At 66.8% G+C, this 24,254-nt stretch carries 22 protein-coding genes; 13 read left to right on the top strand and 9 right to left on the bottom strand.

Going from position 1 to position 24,254, the window contains the following annotated elements:
- The first annotated feature begins 87 nt into the window (after nt 1-87).
- Nucleotides 88-1,431, top strand: coding sequence for a pectate lyase (locus ACE3QC_RS11825; protein ID WP_374408467.1), 1,344 nt, complete (start codon nt 88-90; stop codon nt 1,429-1,431).
- An 89-nt stretch (nt 1,432-1,520) separates the two neighbouring features.
- Entirely contained in the window at nt 1,521-1,871 is a 351-nt protein-coding gene (locus ACE3QC_RS11820) for a cupin domain-containing protein (protein ID WP_374408547.1), read from the top strand.
- 140 nt (nt 1,872-2,011) lie between these two features.
- On the opposite strand, the gene ACE3QC_RS11815 is transcribed toward ACE3QC_RS11820, so the two are convergent.
- The 5 genes from ACE3QC_RS11815 to ACE3QC_RS11795 all read right to left on the bottom strand — a co-directional run bounded on the left by ACE3QC_RS11815 (nt 2,012) and on the right by ACE3QC_RS11795 (nt 7,178).
- Entirely contained in the window at nt 2,012-3,550 is a 1,539-nt protein-coding gene (locus ACE3QC_RS11815; RefSeq protein WP_374408465.1) for a carboxylesterase/lipase family protein, read from the bottom strand.
- Between the two features lie 2 nt (nt 3,551-3,552).
- Nucleotides 3,553-4,572: a sugar kinase gene (locus tag ACE3QC_RS11810; protein ID WP_374408463.1), complete on the bottom strand. Its 1,020-nt coding sequence runs from the start codon at nt 4,570-4,572 to the stop codon at nt 3,553-3,555.
- Nucleotides 4,569-5,342, bottom strand: coding sequence for a 2-dehydro-3-deoxy-D-gluconate 5-dehydrogenase KduD (kduD, locus tag ACE3QC_RS11805; RefSeq protein ID WP_374408461.1), 774 nt, complete (start codon nt 5,340-5,342; stop codon nt 4,569-4,571). Before kduD ends, ACE3QC_RS11810 begins: the two co-directional genes overlap by 4 nt.
- Before the next feature lie 36 nt (nt 5,343-5,378).
- Nucleotides 5,379-6,056, bottom strand: coding sequence for an RpiB/LacA/LacB family sugar-phosphate isomerase (locus ACE3QC_RS11800; RefSeq protein ID WP_374408460.1), 678 nt, complete (start codon nt 6,054-6,056; stop codon nt 5,379-5,381).
- Nucleotides 6,057-6,152: 96 nt separating this feature from the next.
- Nucleotides 6,153-7,178, bottom strand: a complete 1,026-nt coding sequence (locus ACE3QC_RS11795; protein WP_374408458.1) for a LacI family DNA-binding transcriptional regulator — start codon at nt 7,176-7,178, stop codon at nt 6,153-6,155.
- 157 nt (nt 7,179-7,335) lie between these two features.
- On the opposite strand from ACE3QC_RS11795, the gene ACE3QC_RS11790 reads away from it, so the two are divergent.
- From ACE3QC_RS11790 to ACE3QC_RS11760, 7 genes are all read left to right on the top strand, one after another.
- Entirely contained in the window at nt 7,336-8,148 is an 813-nt protein-coding gene (locus tag ACE3QC_RS11790) for a 2-keto-4-pentenoate hydratase (protein WP_374408456.1), read from the top strand.
- Nucleotides 8,149-8,464: 316 nt separating this feature from the next.
- The gene (locus ACE3QC_RS11785) at nt 8,465-9,973 is read left to right on the top strand and encodes a putative bifunctional diguanylate cyclase/phosphodiesterase (protein ID WP_374408454.1); all 1,509 of its coding nucleotides are present in this window, start codon (nt 8,465-8,467) and stop codon (nt 9,971-9,973) included.
- On the top strand, nt 9,970-10,701 hold the full coding sequence (locus ACE3QC_RS11780) for a LysM domain-containing protein (protein ID WP_374408452.1): 732 nt from the start codon (nt 9,970-9,972) through the stop codon (nt 10,699-10,701). Before ACE3QC_RS11785 ends, ACE3QC_RS11780 begins: the two co-directional genes overlap by 4 nt.
- Nucleotides 10,702-10,766: 65 nt before the next feature.
- On the top strand, nt 10,767-12,419 hold the full coding sequence (locus tag ACE3QC_RS11775; RefSeq protein ID WP_374408450.1) for a protein kinase: 1,653 nt from the start codon (nt 10,767-10,769) through the stop codon (nt 12,417-12,419).
- A gap of 17 nt (nt 12,420-12,436) precedes the next feature.
- On the top strand, nt 12,437-13,447 hold the full coding sequence (locus tag ACE3QC_RS11770; protein ID WP_374408448.1) for a type VI secretion system-associated FHA domain protein: 1,011 nt from the start codon (nt 12,437-12,439) through the stop codon (nt 13,445-13,447).
- The gene (locus ACE3QC_RS11765; protein WP_374408446.1) at nt 13,444-14,214 is read left to right on the top strand and encodes a PP2C family serine/threonine-protein phosphatase; all 771 of its coding nucleotides are present in this window, start codon (nt 13,444-13,446) and stop codon (nt 14,212-14,214) included. Before ACE3QC_RS11770 ends, ACE3QC_RS11765 begins: the two co-directional genes overlap by 4 nt.
- Nucleotides 14,215-14,233: 19 nt before the next feature.
- Complete coding sequence (locus tag ACE3QC_RS11760; protein WP_374408444.1) at nt 14,234-14,644, top strand: hypothetical protein; 411 nt, start codon at nt 14,234-14,236, stop codon at nt 14,642-14,644.
- A 117-nt stretch (nt 14,645-14,761) separates the two neighbouring features.
- Here ACE3QC_RS11760 and ACE3QC_RS11755 read toward each other — a convergent pair whose 3' ends face one another.
- From ACE3QC_RS11755 to ACE3QC_RS11740, 4 genes are all read right to left on the bottom strand, one after another.
- The gene (locus ACE3QC_RS11755; protein ID WP_374408442.1) at nt 14,762-15,697 is read right to left on the bottom strand and encodes a hypothetical protein; all 936 of its coding nucleotides are present in this window, start codon (nt 15,695-15,697) and stop codon (nt 14,762-14,764) included.
- Nucleotides 15,697-18,282, bottom strand: coding sequence for a hypothetical protein (locus ACE3QC_RS11750; protein ID WP_374408439.1), 2,586 nt, complete (start codon nt 18,280-18,282; stop codon nt 15,697-15,699). Before ACE3QC_RS11750 ends, ACE3QC_RS11755 begins: the two co-directional genes overlap by 1 nt.
- Nucleotides 18,283-18,330: 48 nt before the next feature.
- The gene (locus tag ACE3QC_RS11745) at nt 18,331-19,092 is read right to left on the bottom strand and encodes a molecular chaperone (protein ID WP_374408437.1); all 762 of its coding nucleotides are present in this window, start codon (nt 19,090-19,092) and stop codon (nt 18,331-18,333) included.
- A 98-nt stretch (nt 19,093-19,190) separates the two neighbouring features.
- Entirely contained in the window at nt 19,191-19,718 is a 528-nt protein-coding gene (locus ACE3QC_RS11740) for a hypothetical protein (protein WP_374408434.1), read from the bottom strand.
- 344 nt (nt 19,719-20,062) lie between these two features.
- Between ACE3QC_RS11740 and ACE3QC_RS11735 the strand changes: the two genes are divergently transcribed.
- The 4 genes from ACE3QC_RS11735 to ACE3QC_RS11720 all read left to right on the top strand — a co-directional run bounded on the left by ACE3QC_RS11735 (nt 20,063) and on the right by ACE3QC_RS11720 (nt 24,240).
- Nucleotides 20,063-20,290, top strand: a complete 228-nt coding sequence (locus ACE3QC_RS11735) for a response regulator transcription factor (protein ID WP_374408432.1) — start codon at nt 20,063-20,065, stop codon at nt 20,288-20,290.
- Nucleotides 20,291-20,396: 106 nt separating this feature from the next.
- Nucleotides 20,397-20,924 carry an RNA polymerase sigma factor gene (locus tag ACE3QC_RS11730; RefSeq protein ID WP_374408431.1) on the top strand — a complete coding sequence of 176 codons (528 nt, stop codon included), beginning with the start codon at nt 20,397-20,399 and terminating at the stop codon, nt 20,922-20,924.
- 38 nt (nt 20,925-20,962) lie between these two features.
- On the top strand, nt 20,963-21,880 hold the full coding sequence (locus tag ACE3QC_RS11725; protein ID WP_374408429.1) for a FecR domain-containing protein: 918 nt from the start codon (nt 20,963-20,965) through the stop codon (nt 21,878-21,880).
- A gap of 2 nt (nt 21,881-21,882) precedes the next feature.
- Nucleotides 21,883-24,240, top strand: a complete 2,358-nt coding sequence (locus ACE3QC_RS11720; protein ID WP_374408427.1) for a TonB-dependent receptor — start codon at nt 21,883-21,885, stop codon at nt 24,238-24,240.
- The last annotated feature ends 14 nt before the right edge of the window (nt 24,241-24,254 follow it).

Below are 24,254 nucleotides of genomic sequence, written 5' to 3'. Positions count from 1 at the left end.
TCCCATCCCGGCTTGTTTGGTAACCGGTGTCATTTTTCATTGCATATACGTCCAAGGCTTGTCAAGTTGTGTTGGAGAGGAGAACCGATGAAAAAGAAAATCACCGCCGTGACGCTGGGGATCGCAGCATTTTCGCTCGCCCTTGCCGCACCGCTCGCGGCCCAGCCGGCCGATCCCACTCAAGGCGGCGCCGGGGGCCGGATCATCCGCGTGACCACGCTCGACAAGGACGGGCCGGGCAGCCTCGCCGAAGCACTGGCGGCCGAAGGGCGGCGAATCATCGTGTTCGAAGTCGGCGGCGCGATCGACCTCGAACGTTCGGTGCTGTCGATCGACGAGCCGTTCGTCACCATCGCCGGGCAGACCGCGCCCTCCCCCGGTATCACGCTGCTGCGTGGCGGGATCGACCTCAAGACGCACGATGTGAAGATCAGCCACTTGCGCGTGCTCACCGGCGCCGACGGCCAGCCGCGAATGAGCGGATGGGAGGCGGACGCCTTCTCCACGGCAGCGGCGGCGAACGTCCTGATCGAGAACAACACCTTCATGTGGGCGCTGGACGAGAACATGTCCGCCAGCGGCCCGCGCTTTACCGGCAACACGGTCGAGGAATGGCGCGCGGGCACCAGCCACAACGTGACCTTCCGCCTCAACCTCGCGGCCGAAGGCCTCGCGAATTCGAGCCACCCGAAGGGCGAGCATTCGAAAGGCTCGCTGATCCACGACAACGCCACCGGCATCGTCTTCGACCGCAATGTCTGGGCGCACAACGTCGAGCGGCATCCGCTGGTGAAGGGCGGCGCGCAGGTGCTGATGGTCAACAACCTGATCTACAATCCGCAGCACCGCGCGGTACACTACAACCTGATGGACCTCGAATGGGTCGATCATCCGCACGTCACCGGCGAGATCACCGCGGTCGGCAATGTTATGCGCGGCGGCAACGACACCGACGAGGGGCTGCCGTTCCTGATGCTCGGCGGGGTGGGCGATCTCGCCTACTACGGGCGCGACAACCTCGCGGTCGATCGGCACGGCAACGCGCTTCCCGAGTTCGGCCGCTACGGCGAGACGAGGGCCGAGCTGATCCGCGCGGACGAGCCGCTTACCGACCTGTCGGGCTACGACATCCTGCCGGTGCAGGACGTCGAGACGACGGTGCTCGCCACAGCCGGCGCGCGCCCGTGGGATCGCGGAGAGGAGGAGATCCGCGTGCTCTTCTTCATCGCCGAAGGTCGTGGCGACGTGATCGATTCGGAAGACGAGGTCGGCGGCTATCCCGAGATCGAGGCGACCAGCGCCCCGTTCCGCGAAGCGGACTGGAACCTCGACACGATGACGCCGAAGAGCGGCCATTACCCCGGCCAGAGCGAAGGCGCACAGGAGCACTTGTCGCCGCGCGACCGTGCGATGCGCGAGGTCGAGCAATGACCCGCACGATCGCCGCGGTCGCGCTCGTGGCCGCGTTGCCCGCCTGCGCCGCCGCGTCGGGCAGTCCCCCGGCCGGGGCGGCCCCACCCATGGTCGTCGTAACCGAAGCCGAGGTGGCGGTGCGCGAGGCGCCGCCCCACGGCGCCATCGGCATGTCGACCGCCTACCGGATCAGCGACGCCGCGCCCCAGCCGCGCACGATGGAATTCCGCCGCCGGGTGCTCGATCCCGGCGCGGCGATCGGCGAACATCCGATCGCGCACGACGAGGTCTATTACGTCACCTCGGGCCGCGGGGTGGTCGTGTCGGACGGCGTCGAGGCCGAACTCGGCCCCGGCATGGCCGCCTATCTCTATGACGGCGCGGTGGTTGGAATGCGTCAGGTCGGGCCCGAGCCACTCTCGATCATCATCGCCTATCCGGTCTCGAAGCCGGACTAGGCCCGATCGACGTTCAGATGATGGCGTGATGAAAATGTCGGTTTTGCGTGACCCGGAGCGCAGCGGGCTTTCAGCCCGTGAGTACCGGAAGCGCGCAGAACGGACATTTGCAGGCCGTCAGGGCTGAATGTCGATTGGGCCTAGATTCCCGGCTGGATATAAGGCGCGGTCGCCCACAGTTCGCGCTGCCAGCGGCGGGGATCGTCGCGCATCGCGATGGCATCCTCGCCCACGACGAGCGTTTCACGTGCCGGCACGGTGTAGGGCGTCCACGCCGCCAGCCCCGGGCGGCCGGTGCGGGCGAGGCCGGCGAATGCGGCGATCATCGTCTTGCTGATGTCGCGTGCGCGCCAACCCGTGCCGGAATAGCTGCGGGGCGCGGCGAGCGTGCCGAAGACATAGGGAATGTCGTCGGTATGCGCCGCCCCGCGCAACGGATCGACGGGCGACGGGCGATCGAGCTGATAGACCCAGGTCTTCTCCGCGCCCGCCTTCGCCCGCTCGTCGGCTTCGATCACCTGGCCCGGCCAGCTCCTTCCGGCGGTGGTCGCGGCGTAGAACACCTCCTCCGGCGACCATGCGGGGAACTGCGCGCGATACTGCGCGACGACCCAATCTGGCGCGAGGTCGACCTTTATCTGCGGCGCGATGCGCTGCGCGAGGTTGCTCCAGTCGATCCCCTCGAGCACGGGGCCGCGCGGGTTGATGAAGGCACGGGTTTCCTGCGCGGTGTTGCCGAGGATCATGGGGATCCGCAGCGATTGCGGCGCGGCGTCGGGCCAAAACGGATGGCGCGGCAGGTTGGTCATGTCGAGCACCGGCCCGAAATAGACGCCGCCGCCCAGCACCGGATCGGTCGCCTCCAGCCCTTCGACCAGCCGTTCGACCGGCAGCGTCAGCAAGGCCTCGATATCGCCCTCGCCCAGCCCGATCTGCGCCAGGAAGGCGCGGGTCCGCTTGAGCGCGTTGCCCGGCCCGCTGGCGGTTACCTGCTGTCCGCTCATCGTCGCAGCCGAATGAAACAGTCCGTCGGCGGCAGGCATCGCCATCAGCGTGGCGATCTTGGCCCCGCCGCCCGATTGGCCGAATACCATCACCCGCGACGGGTCGCCGCCGAACGCGGCGATGTTGTCGCGCACCCAGCGCAGCGCGCAGATCAGGTCGAGCTGCCCCAGATTGCCGCTGTCGGCGAACCGCTCGCCGAACGGCGCGAGCCAGCCGTAGCCGAACACGTTGATGCGCTGGTTGACCGAAACCACCACCACGTCGCCTTGCGCCGCGAGATGCTGGCCGTGTGTCAGCGGATCGGTGACCGTGCCCGAATTGTAGGCCCCGCCGTGGAAATAGACCATCACCGCGCGGCGCGCGCGGCGGTCGGCGTCGGGCGTCCAGACGTTGAGGAACAGGCAGTCCTCGCTCTGCGCGAAGTCGCCGAGCCCTCGCTGTGGCGCGATCGGCCCGAAGGCGGTCGCGGACAGCGGCTCGCCGGCGAAAGGCTCGGGCACCGGCGGCGCGAAGCGGGCGGCGCGCGCGTAGCGGATGCCGAGGAAAGCCGCCACGCCGCTGGCGTTCATGCCGCGGTATCGCCCGACGCGCGGGTCGCCTTGCGCGAAAGTCGCCTGCGAAGCGAGCAGCGCGCCGACGGCTGCTCCCGATCTCACGAAGGTCCGTCTGTCCATTCTTAGCGCCTCACGTCGCCACCGGGATCGAACCCGTCGAGTTCCGCCCGGCTCGCCAGGATCATGTCGCCGGGCGTGCCGTGCTTCATCACCGCCATCGCCAGCGCCGACTTCGCCATGTCTTGCGCCGACGCGCCTTCGAGGTAGCGTAGCAGTAGCCCCGCGGCGAAGGCGTCGCCGGTACCGATGCGATCGACGATGCCCTCGATCCGCACCTCTTCGGTCTGCCAGTGCCCGCCCCGCAGATCTACGCGCGCGGCGAGGCGATGGACCTGCCCCGTCTCTACATGCCGCGCGGTCGAAGCGATCAGTTCGAGCTTCGGAAAGGCTTCGAACGCCGCCTCCGCCGCCTCGCGACGCCGGTCGGGCCCATCGCCCGAAAATACTCTGCCGAGCAGGAGCGAGATGTCGCGATGGTTGCCGATCAGCATCTGTGCGTGCCCCACCAGTTCCTGCAATATGCCCTGCGGATCTGACTCCCACGCATCCCACAGGTTCGCGCGATAGTTACCGTCGAAGCAGATCGGCACCCCGGCGGCCTCTGCCGCTGCCGTGGCGGCCCGCGCAAGTCCGACGCCGCCCGGCCCAAGCGCAGGCGTAATGCCCGATATGTGGAGCAGCGCCGCGCCTTCGAGCGCGCCGGCGAAATCGAAGTCTTCCGGCCGCGCCTGCGCGAATGCGCTACCGGCGCGGTCGTAAGTGACGCGCCCGGCGATCGGCCCGGCGGGCGGCTCGTAGAAATAGAGCCCCATGCGCCCGACGCGCGAAGCAACGTGCGCGGTGTCCGCCCCGGCCGAGGCGAGCGCCATTCGCGCCATCCGGCCGAGCGGGTTGTCGGGCACCGCGGACACCATCCGGCATGGCTGCCCGAGGCTCGCCAGCGCGGCCGCGACGTTCGCTTCGGCCCCGCCGACGTCGACCCCGCATTCGCGCGTGCGGGCGAGCGCCACGCCGTTCCGGGTCGAAAACCGCAGCAGCAGTTCGCCGAAGCAGACGACCGGGCTGCCGGCAGCGGCGTTCATCGCGCCAGCCAACCGCCGTCGACCGCGAGCACGTGGCCCTGGACGTAGTCGGCCGCCCTGCTCGCGAGGAACACCGCCGCGCCGCCGATATCCGCAGGGTCGCCCCAGCGGCCTTCGGGAATACGCTCGACGATCTGGCGGTTGCGCGTCTCGTCCGCCTGGAGCGCGGCGGTGTTGTTGGTCGCGATATAGCCCGGCGCGATCGCGTTGACGTTGATGCCCTTCGCCGCCCATTCGTTCGCGAGCAGCTTGGTGAGGCCGCCCACGCCGCTCTTGCTCGCGGTGTAGCTCGGCACGCGGATGCCGCCCTGGAAGGTGAGCATCGAGGCGATGTTGATGATCTTGGCCCGCTCGCCGTCCTGGCTCGACCAGCCGACCATGTGCCGCGCCGCGGCTTGGCACAGGAAGAACAGCGACTTGAGATTGGTGTCCATCACCGCATCCCAGTCCACTTCCGAAAAATCGAGCGCGTCGTCGCGCCGGATGATCCCGGCGTTGTTGACCAGGATGTCCAGCCGGCCGAGCCGCGACACGACCGTGTCGACGACATCGCCCACCGGCGCGATCGACGACAGGTCGGCCGAAACCAGTTCGCACTTGCGCCCCAGCGCGCGAACCTTCTCGGCGGTTTCACCCGCCTCGCTGCGGCCGACCGCGGCGATGTCCGCGCCCGCTTCGGCCAGCGCCAGCGCGATGCCCTGGCCGATGCCGGTGTTGGCCCCGGTCACCACCGCGACGCGCCCCGTCAGATCGAAAAGGCTGTTTGCCATCGGCTCCCCCTCGTACTTTTCCGCCTTCGGGCGCGATCAGGAAAGGGCGGGTTCGGCCACGCCTTGCGTGGCGGCATCGGCCGAGAGACCGCGGAGATAGTCGCTGATCGCGGCGTCCTGCGAGTTCGCATAGAAGTATTCGCCGAAACGCTCGCCCGCGATCGCCGTCTTCAGCAGATCCTGATCGACGTTCTTCAGGACTGTCAGCATGTCGTGGCACGATGCCGCCTTGAGGTCCTTCAGAATGCCGCGATTGGCGCGCATGATCTCGGCCCGCTCCTTGGGATAGCCGAGGCCGCGCTCGCCATCGAACAGCTTGCGGTAGACATCCTGCAGGTTGAGCTCGGCAGCCCAGCCGAAGCCCTTGGCGTAAGGCATCGAAATCGCGTTGCCGTCGTTGATCTGGCCGAACAGGAAGGCGTCGGTCGGGTCGATCACCAGCCCGCAGAAGACGCCCGGCATCGAATTGCAGGCCAGCATCGAGCCCATTCCGGTGCCGCAGCCGGTGACGACGAAATCCGCCGCCTTCGAATTCAGCAAGATGCCGGTGAGCAGGCCGTTCATGACGTACGTCAGCGATGTCGCGTCTTCGGGCGTGTACATGCCGTAGTTGAACACCTCGTGCCCGAGGGGTTCGGCGACGGTCGTCAGCGCATCGTGGATCACGCCGTTCTTCGCGGCCTGGCTGTTCTCGGTGATAAGGGCGATCTTCATGGGAACCTCTCTCTCCGGCCCGCGCCGGGCCAATTTGGAAACCGGTGTCATAGACGTATTAGCGCCGATCACCCCTCGATTTCAACCTCTAGCATCTCAAGCCGTCGAATTGGGCCGCGAAACCGAGCTGCGGCGCACGAGATCGGACAAGAAATGCGATGGCTGCTCGGCCGCTTCCGACGGGTTGATGAGCTTGAGTGCGGCCGCGTTCGCCATCGCCCGGATCGGCCAGCGCACCGTGGTGAACGGTGGCCAGATATGCGCCGCGATCGCCGAATCGTCGAACCCGACCAACGAAAGGTCGTCGGGCACCTGCAGGTCGTGGCGGCGCGCGACATGGAGCGCGCCGGCGGCCATCTCGTCGTTGCTGGCGAAGATCGCAGTCGGCCGCGGCAACATGGCGAGGAGCGTTTCCGCCGCGGCCATGCCCGAATCGAAGGTATATTCCCCCGGGGCCATCAGTTCGGGGCGGATTTCGAGCTCGTGGCGCTTCATCGCCGCGAGGAAACCCTCGCGCCGCTCGTACGCGGAACGGAAGCCCTCGGGGCCCAGGATCATCGCGATGCGGGTGTGGCCCATCTCCACGAGGTAGTCGACCGCACGCTCGACCGCCTCGCGATCGTTCGATTCGACCATGTGTTCGCCGCTGTCGAGCTCAGCCGAGCCCATCCGCACGTAGCCGCAGCCGATCTCCCGGCACAGCGCCGCGAGATCGTCGTTCTCCGACACCGGCGGCAGGATCAGCACGCCGTAGAGGCGTTGCTTCTCCAGAAACTGGCGGATGTCGTCGAGCATGTCGGGCGAGTGGCGATCGACCGGGCGTACGACCAGCGCGAATTCGGTGTCGCGGATCGCGTCGAGCACGCCTTCCTGAGAGTTGAGTACCGTCTGCGCGTTCGGATTGTCGTGCAGCAGGCCGAGCAGGAAATTGCGCCGCAGCGCGAGCGCGCGCGCCTGTGGATTGGGCACGTAGCCAAGCTGCGCGATCACCGCCTCGACCTTCTCGCGCGTGTCGGGCTTCAGCAGCACCGAGCGGTTGATGACCCGGCTGACGGTCTTCTTCGACACCCCGGCGATCCGCGCGACATCGTTGATCGTCGGCTGCTTTTCGGACTTCGCCATCGGCTCGAATTTCCCCTCAACATGGCTTGGCGACCGACGATAGAGATTCGGCGCCGTGTGTATAGCGCACTTGGCGCGCCTGTCGTCCTCGCCCGGTCATAGCCGCCGGACAAACATTTTGACACCGGTTTCCCAATGCGCCAAAGCATGTCGTGTAATGAGCATTTCAGGGGGAGATACCGTTTTGGGTGTGGCCGCTCGGGAGGTTGCCGAAGCTTTCGTCCATGCCAGGCGATCGGGGCGTGCGCTGCCGGCTTATCCGGGGACGGCGCCCGCCGACCTCAGCCAGGCCTATGCCATCCAGGATGCCGCGCTCGCGCTGTGGGACCGTCCGGTCGGCGGGTGGAAGGTCGGGCGGATCAACGCGCCCGACGACGAGCGATTGGGCGCGGATCGCCTTGCCGGCCCGATCTTCTCCGACAGCATCTTCGAGGATTTGGGCAGCCCGCGCTCGATGGGGGTCTTCGATGGCGGTTTTGCTGCAGCCGAAGCCGAATTCATGTTGCGCATCGCCCGACCCGCTGAGGCCGCCCTCCCCTTGACCAAGCAGGCAGCGATGGAGTGGATCGGCGAGATTCGCGTCGGAATCGAGATCGCCTCCTCTCCTTATCCCGGGATCAACCGGGACGGTCCGTGCGTGACCGTGTCCGATCACGGCAACAACGCTGGCCTCGTGCTCGGTCCACGTGTCGATCCGAGCTTCTGGGCCGATCTGGACTCGGTCGAGGTGATCCTTTCGATCGACGGATCGGAAGCGGGGCGTGCAAGCACCCTCTCCATGTTGGACGGCCCATTCGGCGCGGCGCGCTTTCTGCTCGAAAACCTTCATCGCCGCCAAATCGAACCGCGCGATGGCTGGTGGATTTCGAGCGGAGCAATCACCGGGGTGCACGAAGTCGGGCCGGGTCAATCGATCACCGCGGATTTCGGAAAGCTGGGGCACGTGAGCGCCAAAATCGACCTGCTTTAGGTCCTTGATCTAGAGCCCGCGACGAGCCCTTGACGAATTCCTGCGTGTGCAGGCCCTTCGACCAGGTGGATATTGGGAAAATCCCGGGCACGGGATAGGCAGCGTCGCGATCCTCGGGCTCATCGTGATGCTTATGTAGCTACCCGCATTCCAAATAACTCATCCCGCTGAAGTCGCGTTGCGCTGTTCCGCATCCTAATGCGCGTGTCCGGTAACGAACTGATGGCATAAGCCTTTTTCAATCTTTGGACGTTACATCACCTTACATGTGCGGGGCCAGAAAGCGGGTTGCAGCCGGGCTCCGGGAGGAGGAGCGATGCTGACGGCCATCCTTCTCGCTGTTGTGGTCTCCATCGGCTTTGCGGTTCTCGTAACCTACCGTGAGCACTGTCTCCGCGCGCCGGTCGAGCGCGCGGAAGAGCTGTTGGGCGAAGCGACCGAAGGCCGCATTACTCGCCGTGCTGCTGCCGCGCTGCGCGCGTTTGCAGAACGGCCCGCTGTTCCGGAACAGCGGCTCCTTCACATCCATGCCTTATCCGGATTACCCACGCGCGAGCCGTTGATATCTCGCATGTCTGCCGACGGTAGTGGTATCCTCGCACTCCTCGCACTCAGGGACTACGATCGCTTGTGCGCGTTCGATCCCGCCCTTGCGGAGCGGTTTCTGCTGGCAATTGTGGACCGGCTAGGAGTGATGCTCCCGCCGGAGCGGCTATTGGCACAAACGGATCGCACGCATTTGGCCATCTGGCTCGGGCACGAAGAACCCGTTCAAGCCGAAGCCGAAATAGCTGCGATGGCCTATGCACTGGGCGATCGCTGGAGCGACGGTGATCGGGACATGTTCCCCGAAATCGCAGTCCGCACGGGTCGTTTCGATCCTTCGGCCACATCACCGCAAGCTCTGCTTTCGCAGACGCTGTCATCCTTTTCAGTCCCCTTGATTAGCGACGTACGCGAAGAGATCGCCAGTATCGATCCCGGCGTCCAGGCTAGGGAGCGCTATCAGGTTGAGCAGGACTTGCGCCAAGCCGTCGCGCGGGACGAGTTGCGGATGCAATTCCAACCGCTAATCGATGCGATGCACGGCCGGGTATGCGGCGCCGAGGCGCTGGTCCGGTGGCAGCATCCCGAGCGCGGTCTCGTGCCGCCCGGCCGCTTCATTCCGATAATGGAAGCCGCCAATCTGTCGCACGAGATCGGGCTCTGGGCGCTCAATCATGCTTTGCGAGAAGCGCGGCACTGGCGCGGTGCGGGGCATTCCGATCTTCGGATGGCCGTCAACATATCCGGTCACCAGCTCGATGACGAGGAGCTGCCGATATTGATCGAGCGAACGCTCGCGCGGCATGGCCTCGGCGGCGACGCGCTCGAGATTGAGCTCACCGAAAGCGTCGCGCTTGCCGATGGAGACCGTGCGCCCCGCCTGTGCGAAGCGCTGCGCGGAGCCGGAATTCGCATCGCGATCGACGATTTCGGCACCGGTTATTCGAGTTTCGCATCGCTCACCGCGGTCGGGTTCGACAAGATCAAGATCGATCGCGCCTTTGTTACCGATGTGGATTCGCGGCGTGACAGCCAGGCGATCTGCGCCAGCATCCTCGCGCTTGGCCGCGGGCTGGGAATCAAGGTTCTAGCCGAAGGTGTCGAGACCGCGGCGGAGTTCGGCTGGCTGCGCGCGCATAGCTGCGAACTGTTCCAGGGGTTCTATTTCTCCAGGCCGCTCGACAGCGCGGCATTCCTCGATTTCGTCCACCATAAGGGCTCGCTCGACCGGTTGCTTCGGCCGGCTGCTTCTGCTCCCTCCGAAAGGCTCCGTGCATGACCGTTTACCGGCGTCCCTCCTTCCTCGCTGCCGCGGCTGTCGTCGCTCTGGCACTCGCCGGATGTTCGAGTGGGCCAAAGAATCTTCCGGCGGCATCGGCAGCGATGCCAACGGGTGCCGACGAGGTTGAAGAGATCGCTGCCCTGCTCGATCGGGGCGAACGCCGCGAGGCTGAAAAGCGGATCGAGAAAGGGCTGGCGCGCGACCCGATGAACGCTTCGCTCATGGTTCTGCTCCAGGGGATCGAAGGCGACGCCAAGGCCGACCTGGGCCCGAAAAACTATCCCTATACGGTGCAGCCGGGCGAAACGATGGCCGAACTCGCCGAGCGGTTCCTCGGCAATCGGCTCAAGTCGTATCAACTTGCCCGCTACAATGGCATCGAAGTTCCGTCCGATCTGGCAGCGGGTAGCGAGCTGCGCATTCCCGGTCAGTTGCCTCGTGCAGCTGCGGAGCCGCGAACTTCGCCGCCCCCCTCAACCCCGCGGACGCGTCCGGCGGCGGTCGCCCTGGAACCCAAGCCGGCTCCGCCCGCGCGCCCGACCGCCGACCCGGCCGCTGCGCAACGCGCGCGCTCGGCGGGGCTGACCGCACTTAACCAAGGCAAGATCCCGCAGGCCCTCACGTTGCTTCGTCGTGCCGCCACGCTCGATCCCGGCAACGCGACGATCGCCAGCGACCTCGCGCGTGCGGAGCGCATCGCAAGAACGGTCCGATCGCGGCGGTAATTGGTTGCTAAGGCCTTGACGATAAAAGCTGCAGCCCAGTGATTGATTAGGGGCGCAGCGGAAGAATGACGACGACACTTGGCCGCTATCGATTGGAAAGCCGCCTGGGCGAAGGCGCGATGGCCGACGTCTACCGCGCGCATGACCCGGATATCGGACGGACGGTAGCGATTAAGGTTCTGAAGCCGCAATATGCCAGCGATCCCGCGCTGGGCGAACGGTTCATCCGCGAAGCGCGCGCGGCCGGGGCGCTGAGTCACGCAAACATAGCGACGATTTACGATGTCGGCGAAGTTGAGGGCGTCGCCTACATCGCGATGGAACTGGTCGAAGGTCAGCCGCTCGATCAATGGCTCCATGCGCATGGCCGCATGCCGTACGAGCGCGTCCTGCGCATCGCGGTGCAACTGGCCGACGCACTTGCCTATGCCCATCGCTCCGGGGTGATCCACCGGGACATCAAGCCGTCCAATATCCTGATCTCCGCCGACGGCAGGACTGCGAAGCTGCTCGATTTCGGTGTGGCGCGCGTGGGAGAGGCAGATCCGGAGGCTTTGGCCAAAACGCAGGTCGGCCAGCTCGTCGGCACGCCGCGCTACATGAGCCCGGAGCAAGCGCTCGGCTTGCCGGTCGATGCACGCTCGGACCTCTTCTCGCTCGGCGTGGTCCTCTACGAGATGGTGACGGGCAGGCCCGCATTCCCCGGAACCGGTCTGGCCATCCTCGCAATCCAGATCGCGCAGGAGAAAGTCGCTCCGATCGGCGATGCCGCCGGTGACTGTCCGCCGGGCTTCTGCTTCATTATCGACAAGCTTCTGGCAAAGAAGCCCGACCAACGCTTCGCCGACGGCGCCGCGCTTGTCGCGGCGATGGAGCGTGAGCTGAATGCGGAGCAAGACGCTGCATCTTCCCGGCGCGGGCTGCCGCTGCGGTTCAAGCTGCCTCTGGCGCTGTGCGCGGTGACGGCGCTCGCCCTCACGGCGTGCGTCTATACCATTCTCGAACGCGAAACGCGCGCGCTGGAGCAGATGGCAGCCGTTTCGGGTAACAGCATCGCGGCATTCGTTACGGGGAATGCAGCCGTCACAGCGGCAGACAATGCGGGGTTGCCGCCAGACGAGCAGGACTGGACGGCGCTACAGGCATTCGTGTCTGCGGCCGCACAGGACGAAGGCATGCGCGACATCGTTGTCGCCGATGTCGACGGGATTGTCCGCGCGGCAAGCGACGGAACACTGATCGGCGCACCCTATCGCCCGGCAGCAGCGGAACCGGCGATCATACAGCAGGCCGGCCGGCGGGTTACCAGCGCACCGGACATCGGCGCGGGCGCCGGCCTGCGGTTCGTTCGTCCGATCACCTACGCGGGCGCACGGTTCGGAACGGTCGACCTGGTTCTCAGGCGCGATGCGCTCGATGCCGCGATCGCCACGTCCAAGACCCTGCTCGCGATAGTGTCGGCCATCGTGATGGCGGTGGTGCTGCTGGTCGGCTATCTCAGCGGTGCGCTTGTCGCGCGTCCGTTGCGAAGGCTTCGCCGGGCACTCGACGATGCAGCGAACGGCGACTTCGCATTTCGCATTTCGCACAAGCGGCGCGACGAATTCGGCGATGTGTTCGATGCTTTCAACCGCGCCGCCGGAGCCGCAGAGGCGCGGATGACCACGACCGATAAAAGCGTCGAGGCCAGTATGCTGGCCACCCGAATCGCCGCCTGAGGAGCACGTCGATGTACATGCTCCAACTGTTCGATGCCGACGATGCGATCCAGCCGATCGATGCGCGGCTGCTGCAGACCGGCGTGCTCACGATCGGACGCGACCCGCAGGCGGATTGGCCGATCGCCGACCCCGATCGCGCGCTCTCGCGCACCCATTGCGAACTGCGCGTCGATCGCGACGGCCTCACTCTGCGCGTGATAGGGGCCAACGGTGTATTCGACGACATTGCAGGATCGCGGTTTCCCGACGATGTCGAGAGCCCGGTCTCGTTGCCCGGTGCGCTGCGCCTGGGGCGCTTCCGCATCGTCGCGACCGTGGCGCCGCACGCGGCCGTTGCCGGAGTTCACGGCGATCTGACCATGGTATTGAGCCCCCCGCTTGGCGAATCGATCGATGTTCCTAGTGATTGGAGCGGACCAGCCCCTCAACCAGCCACTGGAGAAGGCTCCCTGCTCGAGGCGTTTTGCGAAGGGGCAGGTCTCGATGCGTCGCTGCTGTCGAGCGAGGATCCCGAGGAGATCATGCGCCGAGCCGGTGCGCTCTACCGTCAGATGGTGCTCGGAATCGGCGACCTGATGGCCGAACGCAATCGCGCACGCGCGCGATATCAACTCAACCGCACCACGATTTCGGGTGAGGGCAACAATCCGTTCAAATGGGCGCCGTCGCAGCGGCTTGCCGTCGATCTGCTTCTCGCCGGCTCGTCGGGATTCCTCTCCGGCCCGGCGGCGGTTCAATCTTCGTTTCGCGACGTCAAGCTGCACCTCGTTGCGACTTTCGCCGGGATGCAGGGCAGCCTGCGCTACGCCGTCGGCCGCTTCGACCCCGAGGCGATCGAAAATGCGGTCGCTGCGCGCCCCACCCTCCTGAAAAGTCGCGCGTCGCTGCTCACGGAAGAGGCCGGGCAGCGCCACGCCGGCCTTGCCGCCGAAATGGATGGCGGCGCCCCGGGGGCGCTGGATCATGCATTCACGGCCGCTTACGATCATACCGAGGCAGCGCTCAATCGCGGCGATTCCCTATGAATTCGCTCTTTCGGCGCTTCGGCCCGCACAGCCAGGCAGCAACCGGGTTGCGGTGCAACTCGACCGTTCGCAGCCATGTCGGGCGCGTGCGCGAGGTCAACGAGGATCGTGTCCTCGAACGGCCCGATGTCGGGCTATGGGCGGTTGCCGATGGAATGGGCGGACATAGCGGCGGGGGCGAAGCCGCAGAGACGCTCATCGCACATCTGACGCGGATCCCCTCTCCGATCTCGATGAGCGCGATCGATCAGGCGCTGGCCGCTGCCAATGCGGCAATCCTCGACGCGAGCAGCGGCCAGAGCGGAACCACGGCGATCGTGTTGCACACCGAAGGTCCCACAGCATTCCTCTACTGGGCCGGGGACAGCCGCGCCTACCTCATCCGCGAAGGCGCACTTCATTTGTTGACCCATGATCATAGCGTGGTGCAGCAACTGATCGACGCTGGAGCGCTCACCCCTGACGAGGCGGCGCATCATCCGCAGGCCAACGTCATCACCAATGCGCTGGGTGTCGGGGAGACGTTGACGATCGATCGTACGTCTTGCCACCTTCTGCCGGGAGACCGGCTGCTATTGTGCTCCGACGGCCTTTCCCGCTCGCTATCCGATCGCGACTTCACCTTTGTCGAGCCGCTCGCCGCACAGGCCGACAGGCTGCTGACGAACGCCCTGCAACGCGACGGCAGCGACAACATCTCCCTGGCCCTCGTGGAGCTTCGGGGTGGAATCGCGCCGCAAGCGCGAACGCAGGGCCGGCGCGGTTGAGCAGACCAGGGCAACGCGCGTGCTCGCAGCGCTCACCGTGGGCGTTCCACTCAGCTGCATCGCGGGAATTTCCGCGATGGTCGCCGCCGCCAAGCCGCTCGGTATCGACGCGACCACCGGGATCCACAGCGCGATCTACTATGCAGTGTTCCTCGCGTTTACCGCCTGGGCCTTGCTGCGCGGCGCGCCGCGCGCGGCGATCGAACTCATACCGATGACCGGCGCGGCATTCACGCTCGTTCCCATCGCGACGCTGTTGTTCGGCGCGAACTTCCCGGCGAAGGTCTGGCTGGTCGATGTGCTGGCGTTAGTCAGTGCGCTCGCATTGATTCCCGCATGGCGAGCAGCAGTGCGGCGGGCAAAGGCCTTGCCACGCGACAGTGTATGGTCTTTCGGTGACACGCCGGGCAAGTTCGCAGTAACCGGATAGCAATCGCGAAACCAACCGGGCGCGCGCCGATCTCGGCGTCGGCGCGCGCCTCGGATTCAGCGACGGACCACATCGCTCCCCTAGCGCCAGCGTAGCGATGCTGGAGACTGCGATACTTCAATCGGCGATGAAGGTTATCGTCACCAAATCCGAATATTGACCGGCCGCGGCGATTTCCGCTCCGTCGACCGCGATCGTCATCGGTAGTGCGCTCTGCTGGGTCTTGGCGGGCGTGACGTCGATCTCGGCGTTAGAGCTCGAAAGATCGACCGGCACTTCGCCGACCATCATTCGATAGGGAATCCCCGGCGCACCGGCGAAATGGGTCAGCGTACCGCGATTTTGCGAGGCGATCCGCGCTCTTACCGAAGCGTTGCTGCGGATTTCGAACAGGACGGAGCGTTCCATCGACCTCGACAGCGAACCGAGGTCCACGTCCATCGTGCGAACGCCGGGCGCGGCGTCGGCGAGTTCGACGTTCAGCACCGATTCGACCGGCACCGAAATCGCCACGCCGGCCTCGTCGGCCAGCGCCGGCCCGTCGCTGTCGTCACGAAACACCCTCAGCACCGCCTGGCCGGTATAGGTCCCCCCGCCGACGAGCTGGCTCGACGGCACCGCGAGATAGAGCTGGTACGTCTGGCTCTGCGCGCCCGGCCCGAACTGGCCATCGATGCGCGAAAACTCGCTGCCGAAATAATCGGGCGACAGGATAGAAGGGCCGTCGGGCATTCGCCGCAGATCGTAGAGCAGCTGTTCCTGCGGCCCTTCGAGCGCCGGGCTGCCGCTGCCGCCCAGCGGCGCGGCAGACAGGAAGAAATTGCATGCCGGCCCTTCGTGCCGCACCTGCACCGCCACCACTTCATAGTTCTCGGCAGGTTCGAAGACTTCGTAGCCGCGGCCATACAACCCGCGCCAGTCGATCGCGTTGTCGGCCGACACGCTGAGCCGGCACACTTCGAGATCGACCAGTTCCTGGGCGAGGGCCGGCTGCGCGACAGCGATTGATGCGATCAGAGAGCCTGTACGGGCGAACGATTTGAAGGCCATCATCACTTTTCTCCTGTGCGCGGTTCGGCCGAAAGCGAAACGGGGGTTTCGAGCCGGTAAAGCCCGACGACATCATCCGGCACCACGATCGTGGCCGTGAGCTGCGCGCCGTCGACGGGAACCGATATTTCGTATGTCGAGCCGGCCGCGACTCCTTCGAGGAAGAACCGGCCGGCGCCGTTGGTGAAGGCCGGCAAGGGCGGCTCGTCCGCCCCGGCGCCGACCCGGCGCGCCTCGCCCGTGGCGAGCGAGAGCGGATTGCCCGCCGGATCGACCAGCGTGGCCAGGATCGAAACGTTCTGCGCGTTGCCCACCTTCACGCGATAGCCCGAGCGGAACCCGGGCTTGAGCGAGAACACCTGCCCGCCGAGCGACGTGCCCACCGGCGCGCCGGGGGCGGCCACTTCGATCGTGCGCTCGAAATAGGCGGGCAGGTTGGGCACCACCGCCGGACCGAGCCCGTCGCTGAGCGCGGTATAGCGCGTTTCCGACGATCCGAAGCCCGTGCGCGGCTCCACCGCGATATGATAATCCGCCGCGCCCGCGTCGACTTCGAAGATCGCGAAGCTGTTGGTGATCGGCCGCGAGATTGCGAACGTGCCGTCGGCCATCACCAGCGCCGAGCCGAGCGAGAAGCCGGTGCGGATGTCGCTCTGCCCTCGCCCGGCCTGCCGCACCTGGTCGACCGTCCCTTCGAAGCGATTGCCGATATAGGTCATGCGCGCGAACTGGCGGTCGAAATCGTCGCGCCGCTCGATCCCGGCGCCGTAACCGAACGATCCCACGCCGAGCGCGGCCAGCCGGTTGTATTCGAGCCGCGCGGCATTGCGCTCGCTGGCATAGCTCGAGCTGAGCGTGCCGCGGCCCAGCGGGATGGTCGCCGAAAGCTGCACGCTCGGGCCGCTATCTTCCGGGTTCCAGCGATAGTCTGCGTTGAACGATACCGAGCCCCACGGAAACTGCCGCGACAGGCCCGCGCCGAGGTAATAATTCTCTCCGAAACCGCGAACATCCTCGTAGCCGCCGAAGACCTGCGCGCGCATGCGCGGCCCCAGCATTTGCCCGGCGCGGGCGGTGGCGGAAACGCGGGTCAGGTTGCCGCCGAAGACCTGATTGAGCGTGCGGTAGTCGGCGCCGGTCAGGAACACCTGCGCATCGATCGAGCGTCCGCGTGTCAGTTCGGTGTCGCGCCAGGCGTAGCGCACTGCGGCGCGCCCGCTGCGCCAGCCGGGATCGTTGATATTCATGCCCGCGTTGAACGCGAACGACCCGATCGGCGAGGCCCAAACCACTTCGCCGCCGACGAGATTGAAGTCGCTGTTGCCCTCCCAGTTCACGCCCGCGGTCAGGATCGGCGAGATCCCGTAGCGTGCATAGCCGAGCACGTTGTAATCGCCGGTGTCGTACACGCGTCCGCGATCGTCGTCGGTGAACGGCACCCCGACGTTGATCGCGAAATCGAGCAGACCCGGTTCCAGCAGTTCGATGTCGTAGAACGCGGGAAAGACGATCACCGTCACTTCGCCGGTGGCATAGGTTATCCGCAGTTCGACATCGTTGGCCGCCGAGGGGACCAGCGGGAAATCCTGCAGGTTGAAGCGCCCTGCCGGCAGGTCGTAGGTCCGCACGGGCGCGCCGTTGATGAGGACCTCGACCCGCGCCGGCTGTTCGAGCGCGAAGCCCTGTTCCGACTTGGGCCGCACGTTCCGGTAGGGATCGATCGGGAATTCGCGGAACGCCGCCACGCCCGCGATCCGCGGCGCGATCTGATAGGGCCGGCGCCCCACGCTCAGGTCGCCCGCTTCGTAGCGGATCAGATTGTCGATGTCGTCGTAGGTCAGCCGGACATCGCCGCGCGACCAGCGGTTTCCCCGCCGCTCGTCGTAGCGGAACCGCGCCTGCGCCGCGACGCCGCCGACATTGGCCCCGAAATCGAACACGCTCGCCAGCCCGCTGAAGCCCGTCTCATCGGTCGTCGAATGCTCGACCAGATCGACCCCGGCCCGAAACGAGGCATAGGCCGAAACGCCTGCCTGCTCGGCGAACGCGATATCCGCCCGGCGGCGCGCGCTGCGCAAGCGAAGCTCCTGCGCCTGCCGCAGATCGATGGGGAATCCGATCTGCAAAGCGAGGCGATAGGCATCGAAGTTCACCTCCAGCCCCGCCGCGCGCAGTTGTTCGAAGGTCACCCTGTCCCGTTCCACCAGCGGCTGCAGGCGCGTCACCATTTCCGCTTCGGCCACCGGCAGCAGGACGGCACGGACCAGCCTCGCCTCGACCGTTCCTGCCGCCCCATTGGCCGGGTCGACCGCGAATTCGCCGACGTTCACTCCGTCGACCAGCACGACGTAATCGTCCGCGATCACCGGCGGCCGGTCCTTCCCGAACAATTCCCTGAATAGGACGTCGGGATCGGTCGAGCGCGGCTGCGGCCGGGCGGCGGGCTGCTGCGCGTCTTCGGTCGTGGAGGCCGTGGCGGCGGGCGCCGCCGGCGGATCGGCCGGTTGCGGCGAGGCATCGTCCGGCTGAACGCCGCCCGCGTGCGCTGCCGCGTGCCAGGCCACCGCCAGCGCGAAGTGACACACCACGCATCTCAGGGCCCGGCGATGGATCGAGGAAGTCACGGCCCGGGCCCGCTATCGCAGCTCGATATAGCTTGCCTGCAACTGTGCCGGAACGGGCCCATCGCCGATGCCGGACGGCGCCGGAATGCGCACGACGCGTTCCACGCCGGGCAGGATATTGAGCCCGACGAGCGGTTTGGTGTCGTCGCCCGACAGCGTGATCGGCGCGCCGGACGCGGGGCTGAGCACCAGCGTCGGATCGTCCAGGATCGCACGCATGGTGCCTTTCGAGGCGATGTGCAGTTCCAGCATCCGCGTGCCGTCCTCCGCCGCGACGGACGTGGCCGAGACAAGTTCGGCAAGCGGCGTGGCGCCATTCGGCATGATGTACAGCGCCGCTTCGTAGCGATAGCGCATGGTCAGGTCGGCCTTGCGGCCGTCCACTTCCTGGCTCTCGAACTTGATCGGCAGCTGTTCGGTCACGATGCGATAGGCGAGCTCGCGTTCGGGGTTCGGCTCGCCGACCCACTGCACCTTGAACGTCTGGCTCTGCTGCGCGGGGATGACCATCTGCGGAGGATAGATGATCAGATCCTCCTCCTCCGGCACGAGCCGGTCGGTGCCATCGGGCTGCTGTTCGCGCCGGTAGGCCTTGACCTCGATCGCGATCGGAACCTCGTGCGTGTTGGTCAGGGTCAGCATCTGGCTCGACCCGGCGCCGGCCGGGCTCAACTGAACCACGATCGGCTGGAGATTATAGGCCAGGGCGGGAGGAGGTATCGCTACCGCGCTCCACACGGCCGCAGCCAGACACAGCTTCAAAAACCTTTTCATGATCGGACCCCCCAGGTTCCTGCGTATTACGGAAAGGAATGGACCGGGGGAGAAGCGCCTCCCCCCCGGTCCTGCCACAAATACCCAGCGGGGGGAGCTCAGTAATCTGCGGCAAGCGTGATGGTCAGTTCATCCTCGTAGGTACCGGCCACGGCGTATTCCGCGATGCTGTCGAACGACAGGTCGAGGTTGCCGGTGCGGGTGCCGCCGTTGAGCAGGATGTTGGTCCAGTCGTTGTCGGTGACGATCACGACCGGCGCAGCCTGCATCGATGCGGAATTGGTCGACGTGGCGCCAATGCCAAGGCCGAGGAAGCTGGCTTCGACGTCGTAGTCGATGTTGACCGCGCCGCCGCTTTCCTGATGCTCCATGCCGCCGTTCAGCGACTGCAGCGAGACCGTGTAGGGCGAATTGCACGAATAGACGATCGTCAGCACGCCCTGGTTGCCCTGATCGAGCATGTCGACGGCATAGCTGCCGCTTCCTTCGGGAACGAGCTCGCAATTGCTGTCGACCGAGCCCGACAGGCCGAGGACGAATTGCTCCGAATCCTGCGCTGCGGCAGGCACGGCGGCGAGCAGGGCCGGAACGGATGCGGCGGCGAGCAGTTTGGTGATCTTGGACATGATATTCCCCTTCGTTTGCAACGGTTGATCGAGGTCGCAGAGGAAAGGCCGATCCAGCACCCTCCCAACCTCGCCTTGAAGATTAACCGGAGACTAACGCGCCGCTATTCGTATGAATTGGCAGGGGGAATCGGTACGTATTTTTAGCCACTACACTTCGTGATTGCTGCCGTCCGAGTCCCGAAAGACGGGGAGAACCCTAAAAATTGTTCAGGAATGGGCAAGGACACGAAGACATCTTGCCTGGCGCATGAAGTTAGGCGTAGTTAGGCATCAATAGCGAATCGGTGTCGCCTTAAAACGACTATAAACCAGGCTTTTTCATGCCAAGGCGGTACCGAGCGATGAAACTGATAACCGACGACTATCGTTTGACGGAGAGGGAGCTGGCGGTAATCCAGCTCACGGCCGCAGGCTATTCGGCGAAGGAAGCGGCCAGCCAGCTGCATATCGCCCCGCGCACGGTGGAACGCCACCTCGACAATTCGCGAATGAAACTTCGCGCGCGCAACCGGGTCCACTTGGTCTACAAGTGCGCCGAGCAAGGCTTCCTGCACGCCAGCAACAGCTAACTGGCCGATTTCATACCTGTCGGAGCTTAGGGGCGGACAGCGCGAAAGGCCAGTTCACCCCTTGCAGGAACCCGCCCCCCGCGGATAATCGGGCAGGCGCCACGCAATGTCCGACAGAACCCAACCGAGCGGCCTCGAGCAGGCCTTTCTCGACAGCCGCGAGCGGCTGCTGCGGTTCTTTGCCGCGCGCGGAGCGGGCGACGCGGCGGAGGATTTGCTGCAGGAACTGTGGCTGAAGGTTTCCGCCGGCGGCAGCGGCCCGATCGCCGCGCCGCTGCCCTATCTCTTCCGCGCGGCGAACAGCCTGATGATCGACCGCTACCGCTCGCAGGTGCAGGCCGCCCGGCGCGATCACGACTGGAGCGAAGCGAATACCGGCGCGGTGCCCGGCATGACGGACAGCCCTTCGGCGGAGCGGGTTGTCGCCGCGCGGCAGTTCGCCCGCCTGGTCGACGAGACGCTGGCGACGCTCGAACCGCGCGCCGCCACGGCTTTCCGCCGGCATCGGGTGGACGGCATCGGCCAGCGGCAGGTGGCGCAGGAACTGGGCGTGAGCCTGAGCACCGTCGAAAGCGACTTGCGCATCGCCTACCGCGCGCTCGCCGAACTGAAGGAGCGCATGGATGAGGCCTGACCCGATCGACTCCGTCTTGCGTGCAGGAGGTTCGGCCCATGCCGCATGACGATTCGATTCGCGACGAGGCGGCCGCCTGGGCCGTGCGCACCGGCGATCCCGCGTTCGAGGATTGGGACGGGTTTACCGCCTGGCTGGAGCGGGATGCCGCCCATGCCGAGGCCTACGACCGCGCGAGCCTCGCGGTGGCCGAGGCGGCGGAAGCCCTCGCTTCGGCCCCGGCGAACGACGCCGCGATCGCCGCGCCGCGCGGCAACCGGCGCTGGTTCGGCGCGGCACTGGCGGCGTGCCTCGCCGGGCTGGCCGCGGTCGGCGTGTGGCAGATGGGCGGCGACGGTCGGGTCTACGAGACCGCGCCGGGCGAGACGCGCAGCATCGCGCTGGGAGACGGCAGCACGATCGAACTCGCCGGGGGCTCGCGGATCACCGTCGACGAAGACGATCCGCGGTTCGCCCGCCTCGAATCCGGCCAGGCGCTGTTCGATATCCGCCACGACGATGCACACCCGTTCCGCCTCGAAGCGGGGGACGACACGCTGGTCGATGTAGGCACGGTCTTCGACGTCCGCCTCGACGCCGAAAATCTCGCGGTGGCGGTGTCCGAAGGCGTGGTACTGTTCAATCCCGCCCAACAGAACGTGCGGCTCGAACCGGGCGACCGGCTGACAAGCGCGCGCGACTCTGCCGACTACGTTCTGTCCGAAGTGCCGCTCGCGCAAGTCGGCGAATGGCGAGAGGGCCGCCTCACTTTCGCCGATGCCGATCTTGCCGACGTCGTCGCCGATCTCGCGCGGGCGACCGGCGTGCCCTATCGGGTCGCGCCCGGCAGCGCCGTGCAGCCGGTCAGCGGTAGCGTGGTGGTCGCCCCGTTGCGCGGGAACCCAGCCGCGCTCGGCCCGCTGCTCGGCGTATCGGTGCGCAAGGCGGGCGAGGACTGGATGGTAGAAGCGCCATAACGATGCGCCCCCTCGCCTGTCTCGCAATAGCCGTCGCCGCCGTGGCTCCGGCGGCCGCGCACGCCCAGCGGGTCGCGATCGACGCGCCTGCGGGTGCAGCGGGCGACGCGGCGATCGCGATCGCGCGCCAGACCGGCACCAGCATCGTGATCGCCGACGCGCGGACCGCCCGCCGAAACGTCCCGCGGCTTCGCGGAACCATGGATGCGGCGCAGGCGGTCCGGCGGCTGGCACGCGCGGCTGGCGGGCGGGCGGTACCGGCGGGGCCCTCGGCCTGGCGGATCGTGGCCGAGCCCCGGCAGGCGCGCCGCGCGCCGCGTGCCGCCCCGCCCCCGACCGCCCGGCCGCCGACGCTCGCCGCGCCCGCGCTACCCGCGCCGCCGATCGTGGTGATCGCGAGCAAGCGCGACACGCCGCGCGGCGAATTTCCCGGACAGGTCTCGATGATCGACGGCGAAACGCTGGAATTCGGCGGGATCGGCGGCACCGAGAAGATCGTCCAGCGCGTCGCCACCGTCTCCTCGACCTACCTCGGCAGCGGGCGCAACAAGCTGTTCATCCGCGGCATCGCCGATTCGAGCTTCACCGGGCCGACCCAGGCCACGGTGGGCCAGTATCTGGGCGACTTGCGGCTCAGCTACAATGCGCCCGATCCCGACCTGCGCCTGTCCGATCTCGAACGGGTCGAGGTGCTGGAGGGGCCGCAGGGCACGCTCTACGGCGCGGGCTCGTTGGGCGGAATCATCCGCCTCGTCCCCAACGCGCCGCAGCCGGGCGTCACCAGCGTGTCGGGCGCGATCGGCGGCGAACTGGTGCAGCACGGCGAACCGGGCGCGGACGCCAACGCTACGTTCAACGTGCCGCTCGCCCCCGACGGTGCCGCGCTCCGCGTCACCATCGATGCCGCCAGCCGCGGCGGCTACATCGACAAGCCGGCGCTCGACCGGACCGACGTCAACCGCACCGATATCCTCGGCGGGCGGGCGATGGTCCGCGTCGAGGTGGCGCCCGAATGGACCGTCGATCTCGTCGGGCTCGGCCAGTCGACCCGATCGGTCGACAGCCAGTACGCCGACCGCGGCGGCGATCCGCTGACCAGCTCGGCCAGCGTGCGCGAGGGTTCGCGCGCCGATTACCTCCACGGCCAGTTCGTCGTCTCAGGCCGGATCGGCGACGTCCGCCTGCGTTCGACAACCGGCGTGGCCTCGCAGGACTTGCAGGAACGCTACGATGCGACGCCGCCGGGCGGCCCCGACCGCCTGTTCGTGCAGGACAACGACACGCGGATGATCGCCAACGAGACCCGTCTGTGGCAACCGCTGGGCGAGCGTTTCGGCTGGCTCGCCGGGATCAGCTTCACCGACAACGACACCCGCCTGACCCGCTCGCTCGGCACCCCGGACTCGCAGATGAGCGCGACCGGCGTGCGCAATACCGTGACCGAAGCGACCGCCTACGGCGAGGCGAGCCTGCGCGTGGCGGAACACCTCGTGGCGACCGCAGGCGCGCGCTACACCCGCTCGCGATTGGGCGGCGCGGGGGAAGACGTGCCGCTGGCGCTCGCCGCCGCGCGCGCGGAAATCACCGCCAGCCGAACCGAGACCGCGTTCCTCCCTTCCGCCTCGCTGCTCGCGCAAGTCGCGCCCGATACCGCGCTCTACTTGCGCTATCAGGAAGGCTTCCGCCCCGGCGGGCTGGCGATCGAAGGCGAATTCGTCCGCCGTTTCCGCAGCGATCATGCGACCACGTTCGAATTCGGCGCGCGCCACGGCACGCCGGGCTTCGGCCCGTTCGATCTGTCCGCCAGCCTCTCGCACACGCGCTGGAGCGACATCCAGGCCGACTTCATCGACGATCTCGGCCTGCCCAGCACCGCCAATATCGGCGACGGACGCGTATGGACCGCCAGCGTGTCGGGCGGGGTCGAGGTCCTGCCCCATTTCCGGCTGAACGGCGGGCTGACCTACAACGACAGCCGGGTCGACGAGCCGCGCTTCCTCCTTCTCGCCCGCGCCACCCACGTCCCCAATATCGCCGGGGTCGCCGCGCGGCTCGGGGCCGATTACCGGACCTGGCTGGACAGCGGGCTGGAGCTTCGCGCGACCGGCTGGGCGAGCTACGTCGGCAAGTCGCGGCTCGGCATCGGGCCCGAACTGGGCGACCTCCAGGGCGACTATCTCGACAGCGGGATGGTCGTGCGCCTCGGCGGCGAGCGCATGGGCGTCACGCTCTCGCTCGTCAATCTCGCGGACGTGAAGGGCAACCGCTTCGCGCTCGGAACGCCGTTCGCGATGGGCCGCGATCAGGTGACGCCGCTCCAGCCGCGCACGATCCGCCTCGGCCTCGACGCGAGATTCTAGGAATATTTTTCCGC

Source organism: Pelagerythrobacter sp. (genome assembly GCF_041912895.1).
In the GTDB taxonomy this organism is placed as follows: Bacteria; Pseudomonadota; Alphaproteobacteria; order Sphingomonadales; family Sphingomonadaceae; genus Pelagerythrobacter.
The sequence above is the reverse complement of the archived record's forward strand: the minus strand, read 5'-3'. Positions and strand labels throughout refer to the sequence as shown.

Coding starts and splice junctions, on each gene's coding strand:
- ACE3QC_RS11825 (WP_374408467.1), top strand. CDS start 88: ATGAAAAAGAAAATCACCGCCGTGACGCTGGGGATCGCAGCATTTTCG.
- ACE3QC_RS11820 (WP_374408547.1), top strand. CDS start 1,521: ATGGTCGTCGTAACCGAAGCCGAGGTGGCGGTGCGCGAGGCGCCGCCC.
- ACE3QC_RS11815 (WP_374408465.1), bottom strand. CDS start 3,550: ATGGACAGACGGACCTTCGTGAGATCGGGAGCAGCCGTCGGCGCGCTG.
- ACE3QC_RS11810 (WP_374408463.1), bottom strand. CDS start 4,572: ATGAACGCCGCTGCCGGCAGCCCGGTCGTCTGCTTCGGCGAACTGCTG.
- kduD (WP_374408461.1), bottom strand. CDS start 5,342: ATGGCAAACAGCCTTTTCGATCTGACGGGGCGCGTCGCGGTGGTGACC.
- ACE3QC_RS11800 (WP_374408460.1), bottom strand. CDS start 6,056: ATGAAGATCGCCCTTATCACCGAGAACAGCCAGGCCGCGAAGAACGGC.
- ACE3QC_RS11795 (WP_374408458.1), bottom strand. CDS start 7,178: ATGGCGAAGTCCGAAAAGCAGCCGACGATCAACGATGTCGCGCGGATC.
- ACE3QC_RS11790 (WP_374408456.1), top strand. CDS start 7,336: ATGAGCATTTCAGGGGGAGATACCGTTTTGGGTGTGGCCGCTCGGGAG.
- ACE3QC_RS11785 (WP_374408454.1), top strand. CDS start 8,465: ATGCTGACGGCCATCCTTCTCGCTGTTGTGGTCTCCATCGGCTTTGCG.
- ACE3QC_RS11780 (WP_374408452.1), top strand. CDS start 9,970: ATGACCGTTTACCGGCGTCCCTCCTTCCTCGCTGCCGCGGCTGTCGTC.
- ACE3QC_RS11775 (WP_374408450.1), top strand. CDS start 10,767: ATGACGACGACACTTGGCCGCTATCGATTGGAAAGCCGCCTGGGCGAA.
- ACE3QC_RS11770 (WP_374408448.1), top strand. CDS start 12,437: ATGCTCCAACTGTTCGATGCCGACGATGCGATCCAGCCGATCGATGCG.
- ACE3QC_RS11765 (WP_374408446.1), top strand. CDS start 13,444: ATGAATTCGCTCTTTCGGCGCTTCGGCCCGCACAGCCAGGCAGCAACC.
- ACE3QC_RS11755 (WP_374408442.1), bottom strand. CDS start 15,697: ATGATGGCCTTCAAATCGTTCGCCCGTACAGGCTCTCTGATCGCATCA.
- ACE3QC_RS11745 (WP_374408437.1), bottom strand. CDS start 19,092: ATGAAAAGGTTTTTGAAGCTGTGTCTGGCTGCGGCCGTGTGGAGCGCG.
- ACE3QC_RS11740 (WP_374408434.1), bottom strand. CDS start 19,718: ATGTCCAAGATCACCAAACTGCTCGCCGCCGCATCCGTTCCGGCCCTG.
- ACE3QC_RS11735 (WP_374408432.1), top strand. CDS start 20,063: ATGAAACTGATAACCGACGACTATCGTTTGACGGAGAGGGAGCTGGCG.
- ACE3QC_RS11730 (WP_374408431.1), top strand. CDS start 20,397: ATGTCCGACAGAACCCAACCGAGCGGCCTCGAGCAGGCCTTTCTCGAC.
- ACE3QC_RS11725 (WP_374408429.1), top strand. CDS start 20,963: ATGCCGCATGACGATTCGATTCGCGACGAGGCGGCCGCCTGGGCCGTG.
- ACE3QC_RS11720 (WP_374408427.1), top strand. CDS start 21,883: ATGCGCCCCCTCGCCTGTCTCGCAATAGCCGTCGCCGCCGTGGCTCCG.